23 protein-coding genes and 2 pseudogenes are annotated in these 22,820 nt (G+C 67.1%); 10 read left to right on the top strand and 15 right to left on the bottom strand.

Annotation, left to right across the window (positions count from 1 at the left end; translation table 11 throughout):
* Positions 1–13 precede the first annotated feature (13 nt).
* A complete protein-coding gene (locus tag GQS65_RS09240) occupies positions 14–1,135 on the bottom strand; it encodes a tRNA (guanine(26)-N(2))-dimethyltransferase (RefSeq protein WP_158204322.1) in 1,122 nt (373 codons plus the stop codon).
* 118 nt (positions 1,136–1,253) lie between these two features.
* On the opposite strand from GQS65_RS09240, the gene GQS65_RS09235 reads away from it, so the two are divergent.
* From GQS65_RS09235 to GQS65_RS21895, 3 genes are all read left to right on the top strand, one after another.
* Positions 1,254–1,817, top strand: coding sequence for a cysteine hydrolase family protein (locus GQS65_RS09235; protein ID WP_158204321.1), 564 nt, complete (start codon positions 1,254–1,256; stop codon positions 1,815–1,817).
* A 137-nt stretch (positions 1,818–1,954) separates the two neighbouring features.
* Complete coding sequence (locus GQS65_RS09230) at positions 1,955–2,302, top strand: hypothetical protein (protein ID WP_368280008.1); 348 nt, start codon at positions 1,955–1,957, stop codon at positions 2,300–2,302.
* 316 nt (positions 2,303–2,618) lie between these two features.
* A complete protein-coding gene (locus tag GQS65_RS21895; protein WP_267902899.1) occupies positions 2,619–2,747 on the top strand; it encodes a hypothetical protein in 129 nt (42 codons plus the stop codon).
* A 60-nt stretch (positions 2,748–2,807) separates the two neighbouring features.
* On the opposite strand, the gene hisH is transcribed toward GQS65_RS21895, so the two are convergent.
* Positions 2,808–3,449 (bottom strand): imidazole glycerol phosphate synthase subunit HisH, encoded by a 642-nt coding sequence (gene hisH / locus GQS65_RS09225; RefSeq protein WP_158204319.1) that lies wholly within the window; start codon positions 3,447–3,449, stop codon positions 2,808–2,810.
* 142 nt (positions 3,450–3,591) lie between these two features.
* Here hisH and phnD point away from each other — a divergent pair, with 142 nt between their 5' ends.
* From phnD to GQS65_RS09210, 3 genes are all read left to right on the top strand, one after another.
* The gene (gene phnD, locus GQS65_RS09220) at positions 3,592–4,623 is read left to right on the top strand and encodes a phosphate/phosphite/phosphonate ABC transporter substrate-binding protein (protein WP_158204318.1); all 1,032 of its coding nucleotides are present in this window, start codon (positions 3,592–3,594) and stop codon (positions 4,621–4,623) included.
* A gap of 63 nt (positions 4,624–4,686) precedes the next feature.
* Complete coding sequence (locus GQS65_RS09215) at positions 4,687–5,478, top strand: phosphonate ABC transporter ATP-binding protein (protein ID WP_158204317.1); 792 nt, start codon at positions 4,687–4,689, stop codon at positions 5,476–5,478.
* A complete protein-coding gene (locus GQS65_RS09210) occupies positions 5,475–6,497 on the top strand; it encodes a PhnE/PtxC family ABC transporter permease (protein WP_158204316.1) in 1,023 nt (340 codons plus the stop codon). The genes GQS65_RS09215 and GQS65_RS09210 overlap by 4 nt, the downstream gene beginning before the upstream one ends.
* A 67-nt stretch (positions 6,498–6,564) precedes the next feature.
* Here the strand turns inward: GQS65_RS09210 and GQS65_RS09205 are convergent, their stop codons facing one another.
* The 3 genes from GQS65_RS09205 to GQS65_RS09195 are packed head-to-tail and all read right to left on the bottom strand — an operon-like array spanning position 6,565 to position 7,948.
* Positions 6,565–7,155: a uracil-DNA glycosylase gene (locus tag GQS65_RS09205; RefSeq protein ID WP_199268431.1), complete on the bottom strand. Its 591-nt coding sequence runs from the start codon at positions 7,153–7,155 to the stop codon at positions 6,565–6,567.
* 41 nt (positions 7,156–7,196) lie between these two features.
* Positions 7,197–7,772: an endonuclease dU gene (locus tag GQS65_RS09200; protein ID WP_368280007.1), complete on the bottom strand. Its 576-nt coding sequence runs from the start codon at positions 7,770–7,772 to the stop codon at positions 7,197–7,199.
* Positions 7,769–7,948 carry a DUF5786 family protein gene (locus tag GQS65_RS09195; protein ID WP_158204314.1) on the bottom strand — a complete coding sequence of 60 codons (180 nt, stop codon included), beginning with the start codon at positions 7,946–7,948 and terminating at the stop codon, positions 7,769–7,771. The genes GQS65_RS09200 and GQS65_RS09195 overlap by 4 nt, the downstream gene beginning before the upstream one ends.
* Positions 7,949–8,030: 82 nt before the next feature.
* Between GQS65_RS09195 and GQS65_RS09190 the strand changes: the two are divergent.
* Together GQS65_RS09190 and GQS65_RS09185 are read left to right on the top strand one after the other, a co-directional pair.
* Positions 8,031–8,646: pseudogene (locus tag GQS65_RS09190) on the top strand (MBL fold metallo-hydrolase).
* A gap of 87 nt (positions 8,647–8,733) precedes the next feature.
* A complete protein-coding gene (locus GQS65_RS09185; protein WP_158204313.1) occupies positions 8,734–9,270 on the top strand; it encodes a GNAT family N-acetyltransferase in 537 nt (178 codons plus the stop codon).
* On the opposite strand, the pseudogene GQS65_RS21635 reads toward GQS65_RS09185, so the two are convergent.
* Both GQS65_RS21635 and GQS65_RS09175 read right to left on the bottom strand, forming a co-directional pair.
* Positions 9,238–9,504: pseudogene (locus tag GQS65_RS21635) on the bottom strand (alcohol dehydrogenase catalytic domain-containing protein); the annotation flags it as partial. The gene GQS65_RS09185 and the pseudogene GQS65_RS21635 sit on opposite strands and share 33 nt — an antisense overlap.
* A 424-nt stretch (positions 9,505–9,928) precedes the next feature.
* Positions 9,929–14,047 (bottom strand): DNA-directed DNA polymerase II large subunit, encoded by a 4,119-nt coding sequence (locus tag GQS65_RS09175; protein ID WP_368280005.1) that lies wholly within the window; start codon positions 14,045–14,047, stop codon positions 9,929–9,931.
* A gap of 178 nt (positions 14,048–14,225) precedes the next feature.
* On the opposite strand from GQS65_RS09175, the gene GQS65_RS09170 reads away from it, so the two are divergent.
* A complete protein-coding gene (locus tag GQS65_RS09170; RefSeq protein ID WP_158204312.1) occupies positions 14,226–15,176 on the top strand; it encodes an NAD(P)-dependent oxidoreductase in 951 nt (316 codons plus the stop codon).
* 16 nt (positions 15,177–15,192) lie between these two features.
* Here the strand turns inward: GQS65_RS09170 and GQS65_RS09165 are convergent, their stop codons facing one another.
* From GQS65_RS09165 to GQS65_RS09150, 4 genes are all read right to left on the bottom strand, one after another.
* Positions 15,193–15,837: an SDR family oxidoreductase gene (locus tag GQS65_RS09165; RefSeq protein ID WP_158204311.1), complete on the bottom strand. Its 645-nt coding sequence runs from the start codon at positions 15,835–15,837 to the stop codon at positions 15,193–15,195.
* A gap of 283 nt (positions 15,838–16,120) precedes the next feature.
* The gene (locus tag GQS65_RS09160) at positions 16,121–16,588 is read right to left on the bottom strand and encodes a hypothetical protein (RefSeq protein WP_158204310.1); all 468 of its coding nucleotides are present in this window, start codon (positions 16,586–16,588) and stop codon (positions 16,121–16,123) included.
* A 41-nt stretch (positions 16,589–16,629) separates the two neighbouring features.
* Entirely contained in the window at positions 16,630–17,334 is a 705-nt protein-coding gene (locus GQS65_RS09155) for a hypothetical protein (protein ID WP_158204309.1), read from the bottom strand.
* 99 nt (positions 17,335–17,433) lie between these two features.
* A complete protein-coding gene (locus GQS65_RS09150) occupies positions 17,434–18,288 on the bottom strand; it encodes a polyprenyl synthetase family protein (RefSeq protein WP_158204308.1) in 855 nt (284 codons plus the stop codon).
* A gap of 108 nt (positions 18,289–18,396) precedes the next feature.
* Here GQS65_RS09150 and GQS65_RS09145 point away from each other — a divergent pair, with 108 nt between their 5' ends.
* A complete protein-coding gene (locus tag GQS65_RS09145; protein WP_158204307.1) occupies positions 18,397–18,720 on the top strand; it encodes a hypothetical protein in 324 nt (107 codons plus the stop codon).
* Between the two features lie 30 nt (positions 18,721–18,750).
* On the opposite strand, the gene GQS65_RS09140 is transcribed toward GQS65_RS09145, so the two are convergent.
* The 4 genes from GQS65_RS09140 to GQS65_RS09125 form a co-directional block, all read right to left on the bottom strand.
* Positions 18,751–19,458 (bottom strand): class I SAM-dependent methyltransferase, encoded by a 708-nt coding sequence (locus tag GQS65_RS09140; RefSeq protein ID WP_158204306.1) that lies wholly within the window; start codon positions 19,456–19,458, stop codon positions 18,751–18,753.
* Between the two features lie 255 nt (positions 19,459–19,713).
* Positions 19,714–20,682, bottom strand: coding sequence for an electron transfer flavoprotein subunit alpha/FixB family protein (locus GQS65_RS09135; RefSeq protein ID WP_158204305.1), 969 nt, complete (start codon positions 20,680–20,682; stop codon positions 19,714–19,716).
* Positions 20,679–21,473: an electron transfer flavoprotein subunit beta/FixA family protein gene (locus tag GQS65_RS09130; RefSeq protein WP_158204304.1), complete on the bottom strand. Its 795-nt coding sequence runs from the start codon at positions 21,471–21,473 to the stop codon at positions 20,679–20,681. Before GQS65_RS09130 ends, GQS65_RS09135 begins: the two co-directional genes overlap by 4 nt.
* 35 nt (positions 21,474–21,508) lie before the next feature.
* Complete coding sequence (locus tag GQS65_RS09125; protein WP_158204303.1) at positions 21,509–22,723, bottom strand: helix-turn-helix transcriptional regulator; 1,215 nt, start codon at positions 22,721–22,723, stop codon at positions 21,509–21,511.
* Positions 22,724–22,820 lie beyond the last annotated feature (97 nt).

Below are 22,820 nucleotides of genomic sequence, written 5' to 3'. Positions count from 1 at the left end.
TAATGAGGGGGAACTACCGGTTCTGCTCGGACGACTCCTCGACCGCCGCCGCCCGTATCTCGGTCACGTCGGCGTCCGTCTTCACCGTCGTCCCGCCGTAGTGACTGCGGGAGGCCTCGAACCCCGCCTCTCGGAGACGCTCGACGAACTCGTCCATCCCGACGGCGCTCACCCCCCACTGCTTCGAGAGGCGGTGCTGGTCGTAGTGGGTCGGTTCGTCGAGTTCGCCCGCGAGTCGCTCACACAGTCGTTCGGCCCGTTTGCGCTCGCCCATCTCGTCGGCGACGTGCCCGGCGACTCGCTCGACGAACGCCGGGTCGTGGGTCCGGCCGAGCCACAGCGGTCCGACAGTCCGTGTCGCGGTGCCACAGTGGGGACAGTCGCCGATGGGGTCGGGGAGGTAGCCGTACTCGTGTTCGCGGTAGCGACACTCGAAACAGTGGTAGACGTAGCCCAGTTCGTCGATAGCGGCGTTCGCGTCGGTGGCGCGTTCGCTCACCCGGAGATACGTCCGGACGTAGTGGCGCGTCGCGTGACTGAACACGGGCGTCACGCCCACGTCGTAACGCGCGGCGGTGCGGGCGAGCGCCGAGAGCAGAACGCGCATCCCGACCTCGGGGTGGTAGTCGGTGTTGACCGGGACGGCACCGTACTTCCGGACGCCGCTCTCGAAGTGTGCGCCACAGAGCGGTGCGGTGTCGGTGGCGGTGACACAGACCAACTCGCGGGCGCTGTTGAACGCCGCGTCGGCGAACGGGACGGGCGTCCCGAACGGGTCCAGGTCGACCACGTCGTGCCACGTCTCGTGCATCAGGGCGTTGGCGTTGCGGTGCAGCACCTCGCCCGTGAGGTCGTTGCGTTCGAAGTTCTCGCGGGCCAACTCGACGGCCTCGGGGTCGGTGTCGCTACAGGTGACGTCCCAGCCCTCGCTGGCCGCACGGACGCCTCGAATCCCGCTGGCAGCGGTCGCGTCGAGGTACGACCCGACGTCGTGCTCCTCGGCGTGCGCACGCAACACGGCGACCGTGAGGTCGCGGTTCAACTCCTGATCGGGGTTGAAGAACACGCCCTCGCCACGCCCCGCCTCCGCCTGCTCGGGCACCTCGACCGAGACGTCCCCTTCCCGAATGTCCATACAGTAGCGTCGCGTAGCCGACGCGAAAAGCCACCCGCATCGTCGTCGAGTCGGTTCGCACACCGTTCGGACGGGCGAAGATGCCAACGCGTATCCTCGCCGACGGCGTATCACGGTCATGAGCGACCCCGTCCTCGTCCTCGTCGACATGCAACAGGGGTTCGACGACCCGGTCTGGGGGGAGCGCACCACTCCCGACCTCGAATCGACGGTTTCCGACCTGCTCGACCGCTGGCGCGGGGCCGACTGGCCCGTCGTCCACCTCCAGCACGCCTCGACGGAGTCCGAATCGCCGCTTCGCTCGGACCGGCCGGGCTTCGAGTTCAAGCCCGAGACGGCTCCCGTAGACGACGAACCGGTCTTCGTGAAGTCGGTCAACGGCCCGTTCGTCGACACCGAACTCAACGACTGGCTCCGCGAACGCGGCTACGAACGTCTCGTCCTCGCGGGCCTGACCACCGAGCACTGCGTCTCGACGACCGCACGCATGGCCGAGAACCGCGGCTACGACGTGACCGTGCTCGCCGACGCGACGGCGACGTTCGACCGCTCCGCACACGACGGTACGCCGCTCTCCGCCGCGGCGAACCACCGCTTCGCGCTCGCGCACCTCTCCGGGGAGTTCGCCACGGTTCTCGACAGCGACGAGTTGGACGTCCCCGAACCACAACCGTCGGCGTAGGCGTGTGAATCGCTTCTGGAGTCGAGACGGCGGGGGCTTTCGAGGGGCCGACGTCGTCGTTCTGCGCTGTCCCTCCGAACTAACCGCTGACTCCCGGGACCGAACCTGTTTTGCGAGATGAGCGTCAAGCGGGGGCCGTGACTGCGGTCGACGACTGGCAGACCGCCCTCGACGAGGCGGGAGAACTCGACGCGACGACCACCCAGCAGTTGCTCCGGGCACACGGGTCGCGGGCCAGTCGCGCCATCGAAGCCGTCGCCGAGAGCCGGGTCAAACAGTACAACGACTTCACCGTCGTGGTCGGCCACCGCGAGGAGTACGTCGTCGAGGGGCGGGGCTGTGCCTGCGAGGACGCCCGGTACAACCTCGACCCCGAGGACCCCACACAGCTCTGTTGGCACGTCCTCGCCGCAGAGATCGCCACCCGAATCGGCGCGGTGGACCACCACGACATGTGGTACTCGGAGGTCCGGGAGTTCATCTAGCACCGTTTTCCGCCTCGGGTGCGCCTCCGGCGCACCACTCGGCGCAAAACCCTCTCCCAGTAAGCGCGCGGGACTACGTCCCGCTGGCAACCGGCGGCTTCGCCGCCGGTGACGAAGCTTCTGGGAGCCTGTGAGACGCTTCGCGTCTCACGATGGCACGAAAAAGAACCATCTCGAACGAGCAACGCGAGTGAGAGATGGTGAACCGCGCTCGTTCGCGTTGCTCCCTCGCGCGGACGCTGTCGGCGACCGTCCCTCCCGATGCCTCGGCTGTCTACAGCCAACATTCAAGCCTGTCGAGCGCTACCACACGGCTATGTGCCATCACGAACTAGACGCCGACCTCACGGAACTGAGCGCCAGTGAGCGAGCCGAAATCGCCGAGGAACACACCGACGAGGAGCTCGCGGACCTCGGTGTCAGTCGCGAGCAGTTGTTGGCGTAAGTCGGCGCGCGGTTCCACACCTCCTCGATTTCTCGACCGCGGAGCGGCGGCGCTGGACGGCTACTCCTCGCAGAGTTCGACGAAGTTCTGCAGGATGCGCAGTCCGGTCTCGCCGGACTTCTCGGGGTGGAACTGCGTGCCGAAGACGGTGCCCGTCTCGTCGGCGACGATAGACGGGAACGGCTGGCCGTAGTCGGTCGTGGCGACCGTCGCGCCGTCGTCGTCGGGGACGGCGTAGTACGAGTGGACGAAGTAGGCGTGTTCGCCATCCACGCCCTCGACCAGCGGGTGCTCGCGGACGACGTCGAGTTCGTTCCAGCCCATGTGTGGCACCTTCAGGTCGCCGGTGAACCGACGGTTCGTGCCCGGAATCAGGTCGAGTCCCTCGACGTCGCCCTCCCCGGCGTGTTCGGCCTCCTCGCTGGAGGTGAGGAGCATCTGCATCCCGAGACAGATGCCGAACAGCGGTGTCCCCTCGGCGGCGGCGTCGGTCAGGGCGTCGCGGAACGGCCCGGCGTTCTCCATCCCCTCGCTGAACGCGCCGACGCCGGGGAGGACGACGCCGTCCGCTCGGTCGATGGCTCCGACCTCGTCGGTCACCTCGACGCCAGCACCGGCGCGTTCGAGGCCGCGCGTGACGCTCCGGAGGTTCCCGAGGCCGTAGTCGACGACGACGACGCCCGCCCCTACCTGCATGCTCATACGTCCAGTCGGAGACGTCGACGCAAGGGGTTTTCGACCGAGGACCCCGTTATGTGTATATATTTCTATGGAGTCGAGTCGGCAATCAGGGTGAAATAGAAACATTTAGAGGCATCCTCCAAAAGATGCACATGTTCACGCAATGTCCAAGCGACGTGAGTTTCTGAAATCGGCAGGTGCGGTCGGCACAGTGGGTCTCCTCGCGGGCTGTCTCGGTGGCGACGAGGGGGACGGAACGACCGATGGGGAGTCTTCGCCGTCCGAGAGTGGCGGGTCGGGCGGGACCACCGACGAGTCGACCTCGGCGATGACCGAGGAACAGACCGAAGGGGGTGAGATGTACATCGACGGGACGCTGAACTTCATCATGTCCCCCTCCGAGCCACAGGAGCAGATGATGAACCAGTACGCTCCCGTCCGTGACTACCTCTCGGAGGAGATCGGTGTCGAGACCGAACTCCGCTACGGGAACAACTACAGCGCCGTCATGTCCGCGCTCGGGTCGGGCACGGCCGACGTCGCCGAGATGGGGCCGTTTGCGGCTGCTCTCGGTGTCCGTGCCGAGAACGTCAACATCGTCCTCCAGCGCAAGGGGTACGGCTCGTACACCTACGTCAGCACGCTGACGACGACGGCCGACTCCGACATCGAGTCGACCGAGGACCTCTCGGGCAAGACCATCGCCTTCGCGGACCGACTCTCCGCGAGCGGTGCGCTGTTCCCGCTGTTCATGCTCTCGCAGGCGGGCGTCGAGATCGGCGAACTGCCACAGTCCGACGTCGGTGCGGACTTCACCGCCCAGTTCGCGGGCGGCCACGACCAGGCACTCGCCGCCGTCGAGAACGGCCAGGCGGACGTCGCCGGCGTCGGCCAGTTCATCACGCTCAACGACAACCGCGAACTGAGTGAGGGCCTCAAGTACGTCGAGACGTACGAGGGCATCCCGCGCGCGCCCATCTGTGTCAGCCCCGAACTCCCACAGGACCAGCAGGACGCCGTCACGCAGGCGCTCCTCGACGCGCCCGAGTCGATGTACCAGGGTGCGGACGGCGAGGCCGACACCGACGACGACCTCTGGTTCTCCGCGGTCCGCGAGGCGAGCCAGGAGACCTACCAGCCGGTCATCGACGTGGCGAACGACCTCGGCATCGACATCGGCTTCCTCGAAGGCTAACCCGGTCGCCTTCGGCCGCCGCTATTCGTCACGCCTATCAAACACCATTCGTTACGACACTCAATGCCAGCAGTATCACTAGAGAACGTTACAAAAGTCTACGGGGAGGAGACCGTAGCTCTCGACGACATCTCGGTTCACATCCCCGAGGGGGAGTTCGTCGTGGTGCTCGGGCCGTCCGGAGCGGGGAAGTCCACCCTGCTTCGCGTCCTCAACGGACTCACCGCACCGACGGAGGGGGAGGTCAGAATCGGGAAGGACCCGGTCGGAGGAGCCAACAGTGCGGTCGGGATGGTCTTCCAGATGCACTACCTCATCGAGAGCATGAGCGCGTATCGCAACGCGCTGACCGGTGCGCTCGGCCGGACCGGCTACGTCCGGAGTCTCTTCTCGGCGTACGCTACCGAGGACAAGACCGCCGCCCTCGAAGCGCTCGACACCGTCGGCCTGCTCTCGGAGGCCCAGCAACGCGCCGGGTCGATGTCCGGCGGGCAGAAACAGCGCGTCGGCATCGCCCGTGCGCTCGTCCAGAACCCCGACCTGTTGCTCGCGGACGAACCGGTCGCCAGTCTCGACCCGAAGGCCGCCAGCGACGTCATGGGCTACATGAAGAGCGCCGCCAAGGAGCGTGAACTGACCACCATCGCCAGCCTGCACCAGGTGAACCTCGCCCGCGAGTTCGGCGACCGGTTCATCGGCGTCCGTGACGGGAGCGTCGTCTTCGACGGTGACCGCGACGCGCTCACGATGGACGCCGTCGACGACATCTACTACGGCGACGGCGGTGACGAACCGCCAGAGGCGCTCGCCGAGAACTTCGAAGACGAGAGCGACGAGGAGGAGATTCCGCAATGAGCAGCCAGAACCGGACGATACAGGAGGCACTGTCGGCCATCGAACGGAGTCAGCGACTCAAACGTATCTCCTGGCTGCTCGGACTGGCGGTCGTCGTCGCGCTGACGTACGGTGGGTTGCAGGTGCTGAACTTCTCGCTGGAGATGCTCGCCCGGCAGCAGGACAACTTCTTCGCGGCTATCGCCGACTTCGTCCCGCCGAACTTCGTCGAACTCTCGCTGTACTCGAAGACCAACGAGGTCGAGGGGCTGGGTGGCGTCCTCCAGACGCTCACCCACCCCGGCACGTTCGCCGAGACGTTCACGACCGAGGCCGGCCGCAACGGCACCATCCTCGGCCTGAGCTTCATCACCATCGTCATCGGGTTCACCGGGACCGTCCTGGGGTTCCCGCTCGCGCTCGTCTTCGGTATCCTCGGGAGCGAACGTGTCGTCCCGTTCCCGTTCAACTTCGTCTTCCGGGGCACGATGTCGACGATTCGCGCGATTCCCGCGCTCGTCTGGATTCTCATCTACATCCCGCTGGCGGGTATCACGCCGCTGTCGGCGATGCTCGCGGTCGCGACCGACACCATCGGCAACCTCGGTCGCCTGTTCACCGACGAACTCGAAGAGATAGACGAGGGGCCCATCGAGGCCATCAGTTCGACCGGTGCCGACCGCCCGCAGATCATCTCGTTCGGGATGCTGAGTCAGGTGTCGACGTCGTTCGTCGCCTGGACGCTCTACATCCTCGAGATCAACACCCGCATCGCCATCAGCCTCGGTGTCTACGGGGCGGGCGGTATCGGGCAGTACATCGACACGCGCATCGCACTCGGCGCGTACGACCGCGGCGCTGCTGGCATCGCGATGGTCATCTTCATCGTCCTCACCGTCGAGTTGCTCTCCTCGCGCATCCGCGCACGCCTGCGCCCCGGCGAGCACGAGGGCAAGGGCTTCGTCGACTCCCTGCGTGACCTCGGCAACCCCAAGAAGTGGCTCGGCGTGGGCGACACGACGAAGGACTCGAAGAACTGATCGCCACACCCGTTCTCTCTGGACTTTCTCTCTACCGTTCTCTCGCTCGGTGTCGAGCGGCGTCTCCTCAGTAGTCTCCGAGCCGTGACTGGTCGCCCGCGCCCGCACCGACCAGCGCGACGGCCTCGTCGAGCGCCTCGTCGAACGTCGAACGCTGACTGCGGTCGTACAGCGTCGCCGCGGGATGGACACACACCAGCAGGCGGTGGGTCGTCTCCCCGAGACGAACGTCGTGGACGCTCCCGGCCTCCTTCGTCACCGCTACCGACCGCTCCAGCAGGTGTTCCGTCGGAACCTTCCCGAGCGTGACGACCAGGTCGGGGTCGACGCGGGCGAGTTCGGTCTCCAGGTAGCCCCGGCAGTTCGCCAGTTCTTCCGTGTGCGGGTCGCGGTTGTCCGGTGGGCGACAGCGCACGCAGTTGGTGATGCGGACGTCAGAGCGCGAGAGACCGCGGTCGCGGAGTGCGTCGTTCAGCACGTCGCCCGACCGGCCGACGAACGGTCTCCCCTCCGAATCCTCCTGTGCCCCGGGTGCTTCCCCGACGAACAGCAACGACGCGTCCTCGGGACCGTCGCCGTTGACGATGCGCGACCGTGACTCACAGAGCGCCGGACAGCGCTCGCAGTCGGTGACGGTCACCCCGTCCATCTCTGCCATACCCATCGTGTGCGGGCCACCGTCCTACTGGTTGTGGTTGCTCACGAGCGACGGGCCGCGGCCTCGGTTCGGAACGCGTCGGCCGCACGGGCGGCCAGTCGCGCGACCCGGAGCGGTTCGGGACGGCCCCCCTCGGGCGTGTGACGGCGGACGAGGTCCGCGGCCGCCGACTCCTCACAGCCGACCGCTCGGACGAACAGCGTCTCGTCGTTCACCGCGACCGGGTGACGCTCGGGGAGCGCCTCGTAGACGGCGAGGCGGTCGGCGAGCGCGTCACCCGAGAACTGCTCGCGGAGCGCGGGTTCGAGACCCTCGCTCTCCTCGAAGGAGACGGCGACGACCGGGCGGTCGACCCGTTCGGCGAGCGTGGTGAGGTCGACGAGGTTGAACCACGCGGGGGCGACGCCGGCGAGCACGACCGACTGCACGTCCTCGCGGCCCAGGTCCTCGAACAGGGTGGCGATGCGGACGGTGGCGTCGCTCCCACCGTGAGAAATCGTCGAGAATGCGAGACCGTCGAGTGCGCGGTCGGAACGGACGACCGCGCCCGCTATCGTGCTCTGCGAGCCGTCGCCGTGAGACTCGGCGACGCCGAGGACGTGTCCGCCGAGCGTCACTCCTCCTCGGCTTTCATCTCGCCGAGACGGTCGAGGAGTTCGTCGTTCGAGGCCCCGAACTCGAACGTGACGGCCCCGTCGTGGGCCTCTCCGGCAGCTACGTCTTCGTCACCGTCGAGGTCGGTGTCGATCTGTTGGTTCTCCTGCTCGGATTCGTCGTAGCTCCCAAAGCCCATTGTGCTCTGCGCTAGGGAACTGCTACTGAAAAGTATTTGGCCGACGGGTAGGCTGAAGTGACCGTCACCCGTTTAGCGGGTTATGGAGGTCTACAACGTCACGGCAGACGCCGAGACGTTCACCTGCAACGCGTATCTCGCCGTCGGTGACACGACCACGCTCGTCGACGTCGGGGCGTGGGAAGGTGTCGTCGACGCCGTCCGCGACCACGTCGAGTCGGTCGACCGGGTCGTGCTCACCCACCAGCACCCCGACCACGTCGCCCAACTCGACGCCGTCTGCGAGGCGTTCTCCCCCCGACGTGTACGCTTACGGTGAACACGACCACCGCACCCACGCCGTCGAGGCCGGCGACCACGTCGACATCGGCGACGAGTCCTTCGTGGTGGTCTACACGCCGGGCCACGCCGGCGACCACGTCTCGTTCGTCTCCGAGACGACGCTGTTCAGTGGCGACGTCGTCGTCCACGACGACGGCGCGTTCGACTACGGCAGTTTCGGCCGCACCGACCGCCCCGGTCAGTCCCGCGAACGCCTCGTCCAGTCCATCGAGGACCTCCTGGAGCGGATGCCCGACGGCGTCGAACACATGTACTCGGGCCACGGCGAGGAGTTCCACGGCGACGTCCGGGACGTCGTCGAGACGTCGCTGAGTCGCGCCCAGAAACGCGAACCGAAGTACCCCGACGAGCAGTAGCCGGACGCACGGCGCTCGACCCCTCGACTTCGTCATTCGTTCGCACGCCTCCAGTAACGGCTTTACCGACCACACCGACTGACGGGTATGCCCGGTCCAGCGTTCGTCCGTGGGGAGCGTATCACGCTCCGAACCGTCGAGGAAGAGGACCTCGCCTTCCTCCAGGAACAGGTCAACGACCCCGAAGTCCGTCGGTTCCTCGGCGCGACCTCGCCCGTCAACGCACACCAGGAACGCGAGTGGTTCGAGGAGCGAGGCTCCAGCGACGAGACGACGAGTCTGCTCGTCTGCCGCGACGAGGAGGTGATGGGGAGCGTCGGCCTCCACCCCAGGGACGGTGACCGCGGGGTGACGGGCGAGATCGGCATCTTCCTCGCCGAACCGTACTGGGGCGAGGGCTACGGCACCGAGGCCGGACGGCTCATCACGGACTACGCGTTCGACGAGCGTCGGCACCACCGCGTCGTCGCCCGGGTGTTCGACGGCAACGTCGGCTCACAGCGGGTCTGGGAGAAACTCGGCTTCCGCCACGAGGCCGTCCACCGCGAGGCGATGTACCTCCACGGCGAGTACCTCGACGAACACCTCTACGCCGTCCTCGAAGACGAGTGGCGCGCTGAGTGAGCCGGCGTCGACCGAGCGGACCTCGTCGCCCACCGCCTCGACGATACCCATCGGTTCGTGGCCGACACCCGTCTCGCCTCGCGGTCGCTCTGACCGCGGTAGAACCAGAGGTCCGACCCGCAGATGGGGGGTGTGGGTGACACGGACGATGGCGTCCGTCGGCACTTCGATCTCGGGTTTCGACACTTCCTCGACGGCTATCTCTCCCGGTGCCCGAAACTGGGCGGCACGCAGACACCGACTGCGAGCGCGAGCGGGGAGTACTCCAGGCCACCGGCAACCACTTCCACCCGAGGGGTGAGTGAAAGTGAACGGTCCGCGAGGAGATAGCTCACGACCCCCGAAACCAGCCTCGAGAGGGACTTTCGAGGCGAAACTGGGGGGTTGCGGAGTGCGGTGCCGTGCGTTACACCGCGAGCGACTGTAGGGAGCGAGCGGGCCGACCGAACCCCCGGAGGGGGTGTCGCCAGAAATCTCCGATTTCTGGCTGCTAACCGGAACGGCAGAGCCGTTCTGGTGATGAGGGAGTGCTTTTAGTGACGGTTTTACCAGCGAACCGAGCGCGGAGCGGGACCGAAGGCCCCGCAGGGAACCGGCGGCTCCGACGCCGGTGACGACCGCGAAGCGTGTCGCGCTCATGTGAGCGCAGTAAAACGTCCTACATGAAATCCGCGATGCCGCTCTGTTTGTTCTTGTCGTTCTCGAACACCGACTCCAGGGCCTGTTCGAGCACTTCGAGGCGCTGTTTGGTGTAGTCGCGGCAGTCGTACTCGTCGGCGACGTGGATGGCGGTGTCCATGTACTTGTTCACCGACCCCTGGTGGACCGTGAGGTTCACGCGCCCGCCACACTCCCGGCACTCGCCGGTCAGGGGCATCCGGCGGTACTTCTCGCCGCAGTCGAGACAGCGCGTCTCCTGGCGGGAGAACGCCCGGAGGTTTCCGATGAGGTCCGGCAGGAAGTGGCCCTCGATGACCCGCTCGGCGACGTCCGTCTCGTCGACGGCGTGGAGCTTCCGCGCGAGTTCGAGCTGGGCGTCCATCTTGTCCATCATGCTCCCGAGCGTCTTGTACGCCGAGAGGTCCGGCCCGAGCGCGATGTTCGAGGTGTCGTGGGTGTGTCTGAAGCCGGTGTACTCCTCGTCGGTCCCCAGCGTCTCCTCGGCGATGCGGATGGGCACCTCCTCGGGGTCGGCCAACTCGCGCGAGGCCTCGTAGAACGCCCGTGGGTACCGGTCGACGATGTCCATGTTGTGTGCCTCGTCGTCGATCTCGGAGGGGTCGATGCGCGAGGACATCACGAGCGGGGCGTCCATCTGCCCGCCGCGCTTGTCCGGCAGGAACGACTTCGAGAAGTTGAGCAGGCCGTCCATGAGGAGCATGACGCAGTCCTCGTCGCCGTCGCAGTTCTTCGCTAGCAGTCCCTCTACTGCGACGTTGTGAGTGTCTGCGACGGTGAGGCAGTACGTGTGGTCAACGTCGGAACGGACTATTTCGACGTGAGTCACTGCCGAGCGGGTGGTTCCACCGTCCGCGGCCAGTAGGTCTTCGGTCGACGGTTCCGTCACCGACTGTCGAGCGAGTAGTTCGTCCCCCTCGGCGAGTTCACTGGCCCGAATCGGCGCTGCGCCGTCCCTCCAGACGAGCATCTCGTGGTCCGGTGTGACAGTAATGGACCGACCGTTTGCGGTTTCGATTTCGACCAGATGGTCCGGCGCGACGTGCTTCGAGACCGCTTCGACCGGCTTCAACACCGGTTCGCCGTCCGCCGTCACCGACGAGACGCGGACCTCACTGTCGAGTTCGGATACCAGCGTCCCGAAGTCGTCGGTATCGGCCGTCGACTCATCGAGATACGTCTCGACGAACCGCTCGATGGTCCCGTGTCTCCACCCGTCCTCGTCCTCGTACCAGAGCTTCGTCTCCCGGTGGAAGCAGTTGCGACGCTTCGCCGCGTGGAAGTACGGGTGGGCGTAGCCGACCGCCGCCGACGTGAACCCCACCACGCGCCCGACGACGGCGGCGGAGGTGTGGGGGGCCATCCCGAACACCAGTTCGCCGACGAGGTCCTCCCGGTCGTCGACGTCGTAGAACGGTTCGAGGCCGTAGTACTGCTCCAGCAGCGCGTCGACGAAGTTCGCGGTCTTCAGCATGTGCTCGGCCGCGCCGTCCGAGAGGACGATGTCCTGTACGCGCAGTTCGACCAGTTGGTCGTCGTGGCGCAACGGGTCGCCGTCCATGTCGGTGTGGTAGCCCAGTCCCCGCAACTGATCGACCGTGACGTCGAGTTCGCTCGCCCGGACCGCCGTCACGGGCAGGTCGGTCATGTCGTAGCGGACGGTGCCGTCCTTGAACGAGGAGACGCCGTGTTTCGCTCTGAGGATGCCCTTCTCGATGGGTTCGGGGAGTTTGTGCTCGCTCGTCAGTCCCTTGACTCCCTTCAGGATGTCGTAGACGCCGGGGCGTTCGCCGACGTTGGCGAGGGCGTCGTCGAGTTCCGACCGGAGGTCTATCTCGGCGAACTGGACGGGTTCGGCCTCGCCCTCACAGCGCGGACAGAGCGCCCGCCCGGACTCGTCGAGTTCCGCGCGGACCTCACAGTTGTGGCACTCGTAGACGGCCTCGGTGTGGGTCCGACAGTCCGGACAGCGGGCTTTGAACGTCCGTGACTCGCAGTCCGGACACTCCCGCCGGGCGACCTGCACGGAGATCTGGCCGGCCTTCCCGCGCATCGAGGCGGTGTGGCTGGCGGCCTGGCTCACGTCGCGCTGGCTCCCGCCGGCCTCGCCGATGGGAAACAGCGTGTGGACGGCGGGGCTCATCTCCCGTTTCTCGGACTTCTCCGGGCGGCCCATCCGGTTCCCGATGCGGGTGGGGGCGCGCTCTTGGACCGCGAACGGGGCGACCTCGTCGACCGCCTCGATGGCGTTGCCGCCCTCGGTCCCGTCGTCGCCCGGCCAGGTGCGGGCACGTTCGGAGAGGTCCTCGAGCGTCCAGGTGCGTTCCAGGTCGTCGGTGAGGCCGAGCGTGGCGACCAGCGGACGGGCGTCGGGAACCGTCACCGTCTCCTCGCCCTGCGTGTGCTCGACGAGCAGCGTCTCCAGTGTCGAACAGAGCGTGTCCGTCCGTTCGAGCACGAGCGTGTCACCCTCGTCGACCGTCGGCGCGTCCGGTGAGAGCGCCGCACCGTCGGCCTCGACGAACCGGCCGTCGCTGGCCGCACTCGCCAGCGCGTCGAACTGTTCGACGGAGACGTCGTGCCACAGCGGCGTGTACGTCGGGTGGAGTGGGGCGTCGAACTCCTCGGCCCACGCGAGCGCCTCCTCGGCGCTCGGGTCCGCGAGGTCGACGTGCGGGTCGTCACGCAGCGCCTGGAGGTCCGCGCCCGCGTGGGCGAGGTCCTGTTCCCACCACTCGACGACGTACGACGACGGCGCGAGTTCGTGGTTGTTCTCGATGAACTCACCGTAGTTGACGAGGTACTCGCCGACGTCCAGTATCTCGACGATGCCGTTGCGCAGTTCGAGTGCCGTCTCGGGGTCGTCGATACGCCTGACGTCGCCGTTGGCGAGTTTGACGGTCGGTCCCTCGATGGAGTCGACGGGGATGACCCCGCCCGCCTTCCCCGGCCGTTCGGTCTTTATCTGCGTGCCCGTCGCCAGGAAGTCGTCGAGGACGTGCATCGTCGCGGGGTGGACCCCCGCCGTCGCGAACCCGTGGTTGCGCGCTCGTCCGTACCGCAGTCGAAAGCCTCCCGGCCGCGACGGGTGGCCGAACACCGGTCGCCCGGCGATGAGGTCCCGGAGGTACTTATCGGCCGGCGCGATGCGTGGCGGTCCCGCGGCTTCGTCGGCCGTGTCCTCGGCGGCTTCGGCCTCGGCCTCGTCGGCAGCGTCAGCCTCGGCGTCGGCCTCGGCCTCGTCGGTGTCGCCGTCGTCTCCGATGGTGCCGTCGATGAGGTCCTGGAGCCACGGCCAGTCGACCTCCTCTAAGTTCCGGGTGTAGCGTTGGATCTTCGGCGCTTTCAGCGCGATACCCTCCGCGAGGACGAGACACATCCCGCCACGCGGGGAGTTGGTGTCGACGCGTTCGAGGTCACGGAACCCCGAGACCTCCTCCTGACCGGTCGCCTCGCCGTCGAGACAGATGGGGCTGTGCTCGGCGATGAACTTCGTCTCCTTGTCCTTGGGAGTGTACTGGAGGCCCGTCTCGGAGTCGTAGAGCGCCACCTCCTCGGCGTAGCGCTCGACCTCGATGTCTCGTGCTTTGTACTCGTCGATGCCCAGCAGCGCCCGAGCGTAGTCCGCGACGAGCACGGAGAGCGCCTGCGCAGTGCCCCCCGCAGAGCGGATGGGGCCGGCGTAGTAGACGGAGACGAACTGCGTGCCGTCGTCGTTGTCGTTGACCTCGACGCGGTCGATGCCCTCGATAGGGGCGGCGACGACCCCCTCCGTCAGCAACGCGACGGCCGTCCGGACCGCCCCCTCTATCTTCCCGGCGTCGGTGTCGTAGTCACCGACGGTGCCCTCGACGAAGTCGTCGACGAGCGCGAGGGCGGCCTCCTCGCGGGACATCTGCCCTTCGAGTTCGCGGACGCGTTCGGCGACGCCGTCGATACCGAGGATGTTCTCGACGCGGTCGGCCATGTCCTTGGCGACCGGAATCTCGACTTCGGGTTCGGGGTCACCGCCCCGTCGCTTCGCCTCCCGCGCGACGTCGAACGCCTCGTCGAGTCGCGACTCCAGTCGCTCGAAGTAGCGTTCGTCCTCCGGTCTCACGCTCTCACCCCCCGAAGAGCGGGTGGTCGCTCGCGTGCCGCCGTCCGGCGAGCGCCCGGTACGTACATGTGCTGTCGGTTGGCGGACGAGCGGAAAAAGGTTGAGTTTCAGGCGTTAGTGGTGGTCCGGTCGCCTGCCACCACGCACACTTTTGGCCGCGTGCCGCGCGGGTCTCGCCATGGCACCACACAGTGATTCGGCCCCCGTCGACCCCAGCACCACGACCGTCGGCTTCGTCGGTCTCGGCATCATGGGCCTCCCGATGGCCACGAACCTGCTCGACGCCGGCTATCGCGTCGTCGGCTACAACCGCTCTCCCGACCCCGTCGAGACGCTCGTCGACCGCGGCGGCGAGGCTGGGGAGTCGCCCGCCGACACCGCCGAACGTGCGGACGTCGTGATTACCTGCCTGCCGGATTCGCCGGACGTGACGACGGTGGTGCTCGGCGAGGGCGACGAGGACGCTCCCGTCGTCGACGGTCTCTCGGCGGGCACGACGCTCGTCGACACCTCGACCATCTCGCCGACCGTCACCGAACGCGTCGCGGCGGAACTCGACGAGATGGGTGTCTCGATGCTCGACGCACCCATCTCCGGCGGCGAGGAGGGCGCTATCGAGGGGAGTCTGTCGATAATGGTCGGCGGTGACGCCGACACGCTCGACGCGACCCGCCCCGTCCTCGACGTGATGGGCGCGACGGTCACCCACTGTGGTCCCTCGGGGGCCGGGCAGGTCACCAAGGCCTGCAACCAGATCGTCGTCGCCTGCACCAACGTCGCGGTGAGCGAGGCGCTCGTCTTCGCGGAGAAGGCGGGTGCGGACCTCGACGCCGTCGTCTCGGCCATCAGCGGCGGTGCGGCGGGCTGTTGGACGCTCGACAACCGTGCCTCACGGATGATTCGTGGCAACTTCGAGGCCGGCTTCTTCGCGGACTACCAGTACAAGGACCTGCGCATCGCCACCGACGCGGGCGAGGCGTTCGGCGCGCCGATGCCCGCGACCGAACTCAGCCACGAACTCTACAAGTCGATGGTCGAGAACGGGATGGGCCGGGACGACAACTCCGGCGTGATGCAGGTCGTGGAACTGCTCGCCGGGACGGAAGCGCGAGTCGAGAGCGACGACTGAGGACCGTCGCTGCCCGTCAGTCGCGCGTCGTCTCGTCCAGTCCGTCCAGCGCTGCCTCGATGGGTTCGTCGCCCGAGAGCAGTTCGAACGTCCGGCCGTGGGTGTGTTCCATCGGCAGGGCCGCGACGAGCGTCCGGGCGACGTCGACGCGTGGAATCTCGCCGTCGCCCCGGTCGAGGTCCGCGCCGACCCTGACCTCGCCGGTGCCGTCCTCGTTCGTCAGCGCACCGGGGCGGACGACGGTGCCGTCGAGCGGGCTCTCCCGGAGGTGCTGGTCGGCCTCGGCCTTCGCCCGCAGATACTCCCGGAGTTCGTCGGGACTCTCCTCGGGTGCGTCGGCGTTCATCGCGCTCAGCATCACGAACCGCTCGGCGTCGTTGGCTTCGGCCGCACCCATCAGGTTGATAGCGCCGTCGCGGTCGACGCCCCAGACGTCCTCGCCGCTCGACCCGGCGGCGAAGACGACGGCGTCACAGCCCTGGACGGCGTGGGTGACGTCCGCGGTGAGGTCCGCGACGACGGCCTCCGCACCGAGGTCCTCGATGTCTTCGACCTGCTCCTCGTCGCGGACCATCCCCCGCGTGTCGTGTTCGCTGTTGCTCAGCAGTTCAGTGACGTGCTGTCCGACCTGGCCGTGAGCACCGGCGACGAGTACTTGCATAGCTCGAAGTTCGGGGGGCCGTCGGAAGACGGTGACGCCCTCTCAGGCCCGCGACGCACGACCGCTCCCCGGAAGTGGGACGTTCACGAGGACCGTGACTGTCCGCGGACGTCTACCGCTCGCGGACGACGACGAACTCCGCGAGTTCCCGGAGGTACTCCATCGCCTGCCCGTCGCGGCGGTTCTCGGAGGTTCTGGTTGGTCAGAGCGTTCCGGTCGTCCTCACGGTCTCTCCGAGACGACCTCAAAAACTGACCTGTACAGCTATCGTGGCCGGAACGGACTACGTCGAGGTGTCCCGCTGGCGAGCGATTTCTCCCCAGTCGCTCACCAGCCTGTATCCACTGTAGGCCCCGACGAGTGCGAGGGGGATGCCGACTGTTAGTTGTGAGGTGACGATACCGACGACTGCTCCGACGAAACCACCCGCACTGAACGTAACCCAGCTCAACACCGGTTGCCGTCCGACCAAGACGAAACTACCACTACTCACGATGAGAAACGACCCGAACGCTGCCTGACGCTGTGATACTAACGTCACACCTGCGAGCAAGAACACTGCGAAGAGACCTAACCGAACCCAGCTACTGCTTCGTACTTCGAGCCCATTGCTCCCGAGAACAATCGCTAGTACACAGATACCAGCGGCGGTGGCCGACAGGAGATACTGCTCGATGAGCACTCCTACGACGAGTACCAACGCGGCTGACGCGGCCAGGGCAATGTTCGTTCTGTCTACGTCGGCGTTCATGATAGTCAAGATTGCTACTGTGGATGTTTAGGAACTCCGGCCTACTCTACGTGATTCGTAGTCCGTCTGAACGCCTCGAAGGCTGCACCCCCACCTGCCCCTGCGATGGCGGTGACTCCTGCTGCTATAGCCACATCTCCTGCTCGTCCGAGTGCGTCTACCGTGGTGTCGGCTATTGGCTTGAGAACGTCCCTGTCGTTGTACATGTTTTCACCACCGCCCGTGTCACATTCTGCTTGGTAGCAGAAGGAGTTACCAGCAGGGTCGTCCCCACCGACGAACACGCATCCGTCGTCTCTCACACCGACCCACACCTCAATACTCCAGACGAGTTCGACCTGTCCTTTGTAGTTGATTCGTTTCTTGTCAACGACGTAACTGAACTTCTGCACGTAGCCGTTAGCGCAGGATTCGTACGACTCGGTAACGCTCCCTGGTTGACTCACACAGACGGGTGTCCCGTCTTCGAGCGTCCCGCAGACGTCGAACCCGAACACCTCCGGGTTGGGGAGACTGGCCCTGCCTGCCGTCGGGATTCGGTCCGGCTGAAGGGTCACATTGCTACTCGTCCCACCGGTCGTCTCCTCGTAGTACCAGCTCTCGAAGTCACCCCACTCGGAATCGGAAATCGTGCTGCTGGCACTGGCAACCCCGCTGTACGCACCAACGGAGAGACCACCGAGCACGCAACTGCCGACTGTTCGAAGAACGCTCCGTCGCGTCGGAACATCGTTATCATCTGGCATGATGCCGTTCGTTTCTTCTCTCTCTTGTCTGTAATAAAACTTGTCCACTGTTCTGGATTTATTGGAGAGAGGTGACTCAACTGCGACCGATGTCGAACACTACCGCTCGCGGACGACGACGAACTCCGCTAACTCTCGGAGATACTCCATCGCCTCGCCGTCGCGGCGGCCCTCCGGAATCCGCGCCCGTGAGAGCGCGTCGAGGGCGGCTTTCGCCTCCGCCTTCGCTCGTTCGTCGGCCGTCTCGGGGCTCATGCCGGTGACCTGCACGATGGAGGGGCGGTCCATCGCCTCGTCGTGACCGGTGGGTTTCCCGAGGTCCTCGGCGTCCGCGATTTCGTCGAGCACGTCGTCACGAATCTGGAAGGCGATGCCGACGCCCTCGGCGTAGTCGCCGAACGCCTCGACGGTGTAGCCGTCGGCGTCCGCCGCGATAGCGCCCAACTCGGCGGCGGCCCGGAACAGCGCGCCCGTCTTCCGGCGGGCGAGCGTCATGTACTCCGCCTCGTTCGAGGGCTGTTCGACCAGTTCGGTGGCCTCGCCCTCGCCGAGTTCGACCATCGCCTCGCTCACCACCTGCATCGCCTCGGGGTCGCTGGAGAACAGCGCGAACGCCTCGCCGAGCAGGCCGTCGCTGGCGACGATGGCCGGGCCGTAGCCGTACTCGGCCCACGCCGCCGGGACGCCCCGTCGGAGGTCGGAGTCGTCGATGATGTCGTCGATGACCAGCGAGGCGTTGTGGACGAGTTCGATGCCCACCGCGAAGTCGACGGCGTCGGCCGTCGTCCCGCCCGCCGCCTCGCAGGCGAGGACGGTGACCGTCGGTCGGACCCGCTTGCCCCCCGACAGCGAGACGTGTCGCACCTGGTCGGCGAGTTCCGACGGTTCGACGGCGTCGAGGACCGCCTCCAACCGCTCCTCGACGCGCTCACGCCGGGACTCCAGATACTCCATTCGTTTAAAAAGAGGGACGCACGTGGTTTGTAGGTGACGAAAGCAGGGGGCGAAGGCCGGCGTGAACGAGTCGAACCAGCTTTCTCACCCGCGACGAACGCTCCCGCTATGGTCCAGTCGGTCTCAGGGTTCACGCTCGACCCCACCGTGTTGCTCGTCGCATCGCTCGCGACGGCCGCCGTCTACTTCCTCCTGGGGCTGGTCGTCGCCGCCACAACAGACGGTCGGACGCGGGCGGTCGCCCAGCGACTCACGCGGACCGCCGCGCTCCCGGCCATCGTCGGGTTCGGCACGTTCGCGTTCGTCGCCACGCTCCCGCCCGAGACGGGGGACCTCTTCTTCCTCCTCGGGACGGTCGCGGTCGTCCTCAGCGTGCTCGCCGCGCCGGTGCTCGCCGTCACGCTCGCGCTTGACCCCGACGCCGTCGAGTGAGCGGCAGCGACCGACTCGGTCGCCCGCGACTCACCCGTCCAGTCGCCCCCGAACCGCGAGGAACGTCGGTTCTCGCGAGACACGCTCGTACGTCTCGGGAGATGCCTCCCGGAACTGCTCGGTCGGTTCCGTCTCGTCGAACGCCTCGAACCGAAACCCAGCGCCGAGGAGACCGTTCAGCAGGTCGTCGAGCGGTCGGCGGAAGAACGGCACGTCGACGGGGCCGCCAAAGCCGTCCCACGTCTCCTCGATTCGTTCGGCGGCGAAGTAGTCCTCGCCGACCCGCTCGAAGTCCGCGTAGGGGTGCTGGACCGAACAGACCAGCCACCCACCCGGCACGAGGACCCGCGCGAGTTCGCCGAACAGCGCCGGCCAGTCCGACACGTAGTGGAGGGCGAGCGAACTGTGGACGCCGTCGAACGAGTCGTCCGAGAACGGCAGCGGCGACCCGAGGTCCGCACGAACCACTCGGTCGCCCGCTCGCGCCCGCGCGTGGCCGAGCATCTTCGGACTCACGTCGAGACCGACCACGTCCGCGCCTGCCTCCCGGAGTTCCCGCGTCGTCACGCCCGGTCCACAGCCGGCGTCGAGGACGCGCTGGCCGTCCGGTTCCGGAAGGAGCGCGCGGGTCGCCGGCCGTTCGAGGAACGCGTTGAACGGCTTCTCGCCGACCCGCTCGCTGTAGGCGTCGGCCATCGTCTCGTAGGCGTCGAGCGCGACGGGGTCGTCGTCGGTCATCGCCGATGTGAGCCGGACCGTGGGCAAAAACGACGCGATATCGGTGTGCAGCGGCTGTGGCGTTCCTGGCGGATGAAGGGCAAGCGGTCTCGTCGGTTCCCGGACGAAGCAAGCACCGGAGCGAGCATCGCGAGCGAGGAGCGCAGCGAGTCCCGGAGCCACGAGAGCGTGAGGGCCTCGGCGGCGCTCGCTATCGCTCAGTTGGCAGGCGTCGAAAGAACGAGAGTGTCGTCGACCGCTGCGGGTTCCTCGGGTTCAGAGCGGTGACTCGCCGCCGAACTCCTCGATGAGTGCGGGCACCACGTCGAACAGGTCGTCGTGGATGGCGTAGTCGGCGAGGTCGTTGATGGGTGCGTTCGGGTCGGTGTTGATGGCGACGATGGTCTCGCTGCCCTTCATCCCGGCGACGTGCTGCACCGCGCCGGAGATGCCGATGGCGATGTAGACCTTCGGCGTGACGACCTTCCCGCTTTGCCCGACCTGGCGGTTCTTCGGCAGCCAGCCGTTGTCGACGATGGGACGGGACGACGAGAGCGTCGCGTCCAGTGCCTCGGCGAGTTTCTCGACGAGCACGATGTTCTCCTCCTCGTCGATGCCACGGCCGACCGAGACGAGCACGTCGGCGTCGGCGATGTCGACGTCGCCGCCGCCGGCCTCCTCGAAGCCGGTGACGGTCGAGCGGACCTGCGACTCGTCGACGTCCGCCTCGAACGACTGGACGTCGGCGCTGCCCTCGCCCTCCGCGCCGTCCCACTCCGTCGAGCGGATGGTGACGACGAGTTCGGGGGCGTCGACCTCGATGGTCGTCTCGACCTTCGAGCCGTACATCTCGCGGGTGACCTCCAACGGGTCGTCGCCCGCGACCCCGATGGCGTCGGTGACGATGGGGACGCCGAGACGCTCGGCGACGGCGGGCGCGTAGTCCAGCCCGTTGACCGAGTTCGGCAGGAGGAGCGTCGACGGTTCGACCTCCTCGATGAGTTGCTGGGCGACCTGCACGTAGACGTCGTGGTTGAACTCCTCGCCCTCGTCGACGGTGTAGATGGTGTCGACACCCTCGACGTTCAGCTCCTCGGCGAACGCGTCGACGTCGCCACCGACGACGGCGAGGTGGAGGTCGCCGCCGCGCGCGTCGGCGAGTTCACGGCCGGCCGTGACGAGTTCGAACGAGACGTCACGCAGACTCCCGCGGCGGTGTTCGGCGATCGCGAGGACATCCGTCATCCCTCGACCACCCCCTTGTCCCGCAGCAGGTCGGCCAGTTGCCCGGCCGTCTCCTCGGCGTCGCCCTCGAAGACGGTGGCGTCACTCTCGGTCTCCGGGACGTACATCGCGGTCCGGGAGACGGGCGTCTCCAGCACGCTGGAGTCGAGGCCGTAGTCACCGAGTTCCTTCACGTCGAGGGGCTTGCGCTGTGCCTGTCGAATCCCTCGGAGACTGGCGTAGCGCGGTTCGTTGATACCGGTCTGGATGGTGAGGACGGCGGGCGTCTCGACGTCGGTCAGTTCGTCGACGCCACCCTCCAGTTCGCGGTGGACGGAGGCGACGCCCCCCTCGACGTCGAGGTCGAGTCTGTTGACGACGGCGGCCCACTCGAAGCCGATGGTCTCGGCGAGGGCGACGCCGGTCGCGCCGAACGCGTCGTCGTTGGCCTGTACGCCCGTGAACACGAGGTCGGGGTCCTCTTCTTCGACGACCGCCGCGAGGATGTCGGCTTTCGCCCCGACGTCGAGCATCTCGGCGGTAGCGAGGTCGTCGTCCCAGACGCGGATGGCGCGGTCGACGCCCTTCGCCAGCGCCATACGGACGGTCTCCTCGGCGCGTTCCGGGCCGACGGTGACCGAGACGACTTCGACGTCATCGCCCTCCTCGGCGATGGAGACTGCCTCCTCGACGGCGTAGTCGTCCCACTCGTTGAGGTCGTATTCGAGGTACCGTTCGTCGATGTCGAGGCCGTCGATTTCGAAATCGTCCTCGGCCTCGGCCACCTCCTTGACGGTGACCAGTATCTTCATGCACCCGTGTGTCCCCGCCGCGGGTGGTTAAACGTTTAGGAACCGCCGTTCTCGCCCGTCCCGTTGTCGACGTCCGGCAGGCTGATGAGGTTCTCTCGGCCGATACGGAGCTTGTCGATTCGGTCGTTCTCGTCCATCGCCGAGAGCAACTGCGAGACCTTCGCGTTCGACCAGCCCGTCTCGGTGACGATGTTCGCCTGCTTCATCCGGCCGCCGTTGTACTCCAGCAGTCGTTCGACGCGCTCCTCGTCGCTCAACAGGTCCTCGTCGACGCCGGCGAACGGGCCCTCCTCGACGACCGGCCCCTCCGTCTCGTCGGCGTCCGGCTCGACGACCGCGTCGGCCGTCGGGGTGTCTTCGAGGCTCCCCGTCGCCGCTCGGTCGGGCGACGACGAGTCGGCCGCCCCGCCGTCGCCAACCGCCTTCCCCGTCGTGCCGGCCGTCGGCTCCTCGTCGCGCCGAGCGGCGAACGCGTACAGGCCGACCAGACCGAGTGCGAGGACGACGAGCGGCCCGCCGACCATCGGCGAGGCTAGCTGTTCGATGACGCCGTTCCCGTCGGGGCCGTCCGGTCCCGACCCGTTGGGCGTCTCGGACCCGTTCGGACCGACCGGCCGGTCGGGTGGTGTCGGTGTCTCGCCCCCGGCGAGCACGACCTGCCGGTCGCCGGACTGGAACGTCGTCGGTCCCTCCCAGACGAGTGCGCCACCCTCGACCCGGCCGTCGCCGCTGTCGGCGTACCGGTAGCCTTCCGGCCCGACGACGCGCAGTTGCTGGTCGCCACGGAGTGACGGGAGCCACGTCCCGTCGGTCGTCCGGTAGGCGTCTCCGACACGGAGGGTGCCGCCGTCCACCGTCGAGAAGTTGCCCCACTGGAAGGAGAGTTCGAGGACGCCGACGCTCCCGCTGCTCTCGTTGCGAATCGAGCCGGCCCGCTCCACGTCCGAGAGGGGCATCGCCCTCCCGGTCGCCTCGCTGGCCGCGCTGGCGGCCCGCTCGAAGACGTCGACGTTCGGGCCGCCGACGCCGCGTTCGAAGTCCGACTCGACGTCGCGGAACGCCTCGGTCTCGTTGGCCGAATCGAGGGGGTACTCGACGGTGACCGAGACGTTCGCGTCGCCGTCCTCTTCGAGCGCGAACGTGAACGTCGTCGTCGGGTCGGCGAGCGGAGCGCCCCCGCTCGAGGCCGCCCCGAGAGGTGCGGCGAGGAGGGCGACGATGAGGAGGGCGACGAGCAAGCCGGACCGCATGCGCGCCACTCGTCACCCTGACAGGAAAACGCTTTCTATCGCTCAACCGACGGCCGAATCACACCGGATGGTCGAACTTTTGTGTCTCCGGTTACAC

Origin of the sequence: Halomarina oriensis (genome assembly GCF_009791395.1) — an archaeon.
GTDB classification, from domain to species: Archaea; Halobacteriota; Halobacteria; order Halobacteriales; family Haloarculaceae; genus Halomarina; species Halomarina oriensis.
This window is presented reverse-complemented; position numbering and strand designations above follow the sequence as displayed.

What these genes read in the sequence shown, in the direction of transcription:
- GQS65_RS09170 (WP_158204312.1), top strand. Translation starts at nt 14,226, where the DNA reads ATGGCACCACACAGTGATTCGGCCCCCGTCGACCCCAGCACCACGACC.
- GQS65_RS09125 (WP_158204303.1), bottom strand. Translation starts at nt 22,723, where the DNA reads ATGCGGTCCGGCTTGCTCGTCGCCCTCCTCATCGTCGCCCTCCTCGCC.
- GQS65_RS09195 (WP_158204314.1), bottom strand. Translation starts at nt 7,948, where the DNA reads ATGGGCTTTGGGAGCTACGACGAATCCGAGCAGGAGAACCAACAGATC.
- GQS65_RS09130 (WP_158204304.1), bottom strand. Translation starts at nt 21,473, where the DNA reads ATGAAGATACTGGTCACCGTCAAGGAGGTGGCCGAGGCCGAGGACGAT.
- GQS65_RS09210 (WP_158204316.1), top strand. Translation starts at nt 5,475, where the DNA reads ATGAGCAGCCAGAACCGGACGATACAGGAGGCACTGTCGGCCATCGAA.
- GQS65_RS09205 (WP_199268431.1), bottom strand. Translation starts at nt 7,155, where the DNA reads ATGGCAGAGATGGACGGGGTGACCGTCACCGACTGCGAGCGCTGTCCG.
- GQS65_RS09140 (WP_158204306.1), bottom strand. Translation starts at nt 19,458, where the DNA reads ATGACCGACGACGACCCCGTCGCGCTCGACGCCTACGAGACGATGGCC.
- GQS65_RS09145 (WP_158204307.1), top strand. Translation starts at nt 18,397, where the DNA reads ATGGTCCAGTCGGTCTCAGGGTTCACGCTCGACCCCACCGTGTTGCTC.
- GQS65_RS09135 (WP_158204305.1), bottom strand. Translation starts at nt 20,682, where the DNA reads ATGACGGATGTCCTCGCGATCGCCGAACACCGCCGCGGGAGTCTGCGT.
- phnD (WP_158204318.1), top strand. Translation starts at nt 3,592, where the DNA reads ATGTCCAAGCGACGTGAGTTTCTGAAATCGGCAGGTGCGGTCGGCACA.
- GQS65_RS21895 (WP_267902899.1), top strand. Translation starts at nt 2,619, where the DNA reads ATGTGCCATCACGAACTAGACGCCGACCTCACGGAACTGAGCGCCAGT.
- GQS65_RS09185 (WP_158204313.1), top strand. Translation starts at nt 8,734, where the DNA reads ATGCCCGGTCCAGCGTTCGTCCGTGGGGAGCGTATCACGCTCCGAACC.
- GQS65_RS09150 (WP_158204308.1), bottom strand. Translation starts at nt 18,288, where the DNA reads ATGGAGTATCTGGAGTCCCGGCGTGAGCGCGTCGAGGAGCGGTTGGAG.
- GQS65_RS09165 (WP_158204311.1), bottom strand. Translation starts at nt 15,837, where the DNA reads ATGCAAGTACTCGTCGCCGGTGCTCACGGCCAGGTCGGACAGCACGTC.
- hisH (WP_158204319.1), bottom strand. Translation starts at nt 3,449, where the DNA reads ATGAGCATGCAGGTAGGGGCGGGCGTCGTCGTCGTCGACTACGGCCTC.
- GQS65_RS09235 (WP_158204321.1), top strand. Translation starts at nt 1,254, where the DNA reads ATGAGCGACCCCGTCCTCGTCCTCGTCGACATGCAACAGGGGTTCGAC.
- GQS65_RS09155 (WP_158204309.1), bottom strand. Translation starts at nt 17,334, where the DNA reads ATGCCAGATGATAACGATGTTCCGACGCGACGGAGCGTTCTTCGAACA.
- GQS65_RS09160 (WP_158204310.1), bottom strand. Translation starts at nt 16,588, where the DNA reads ATGAACGCCGACGTAGACAGAACGAACATTGCCCTGGCCGCGTCAGCC.
- GQS65_RS09215 (WP_158204317.1), top strand. Translation starts at nt 4,687, where the DNA reads ATGCCAGCAGTATCACTAGAGAACGTTACAAAAGTCTACGGGGAGGAG.
- GQS65_RS09240 (WP_158204322.1), bottom strand. Translation starts at nt 1,135, where the DNA reads ATGGACATTCGGGAAGGGGACGTCTCGGTCGAGGTGCCCGAGCAGGCG.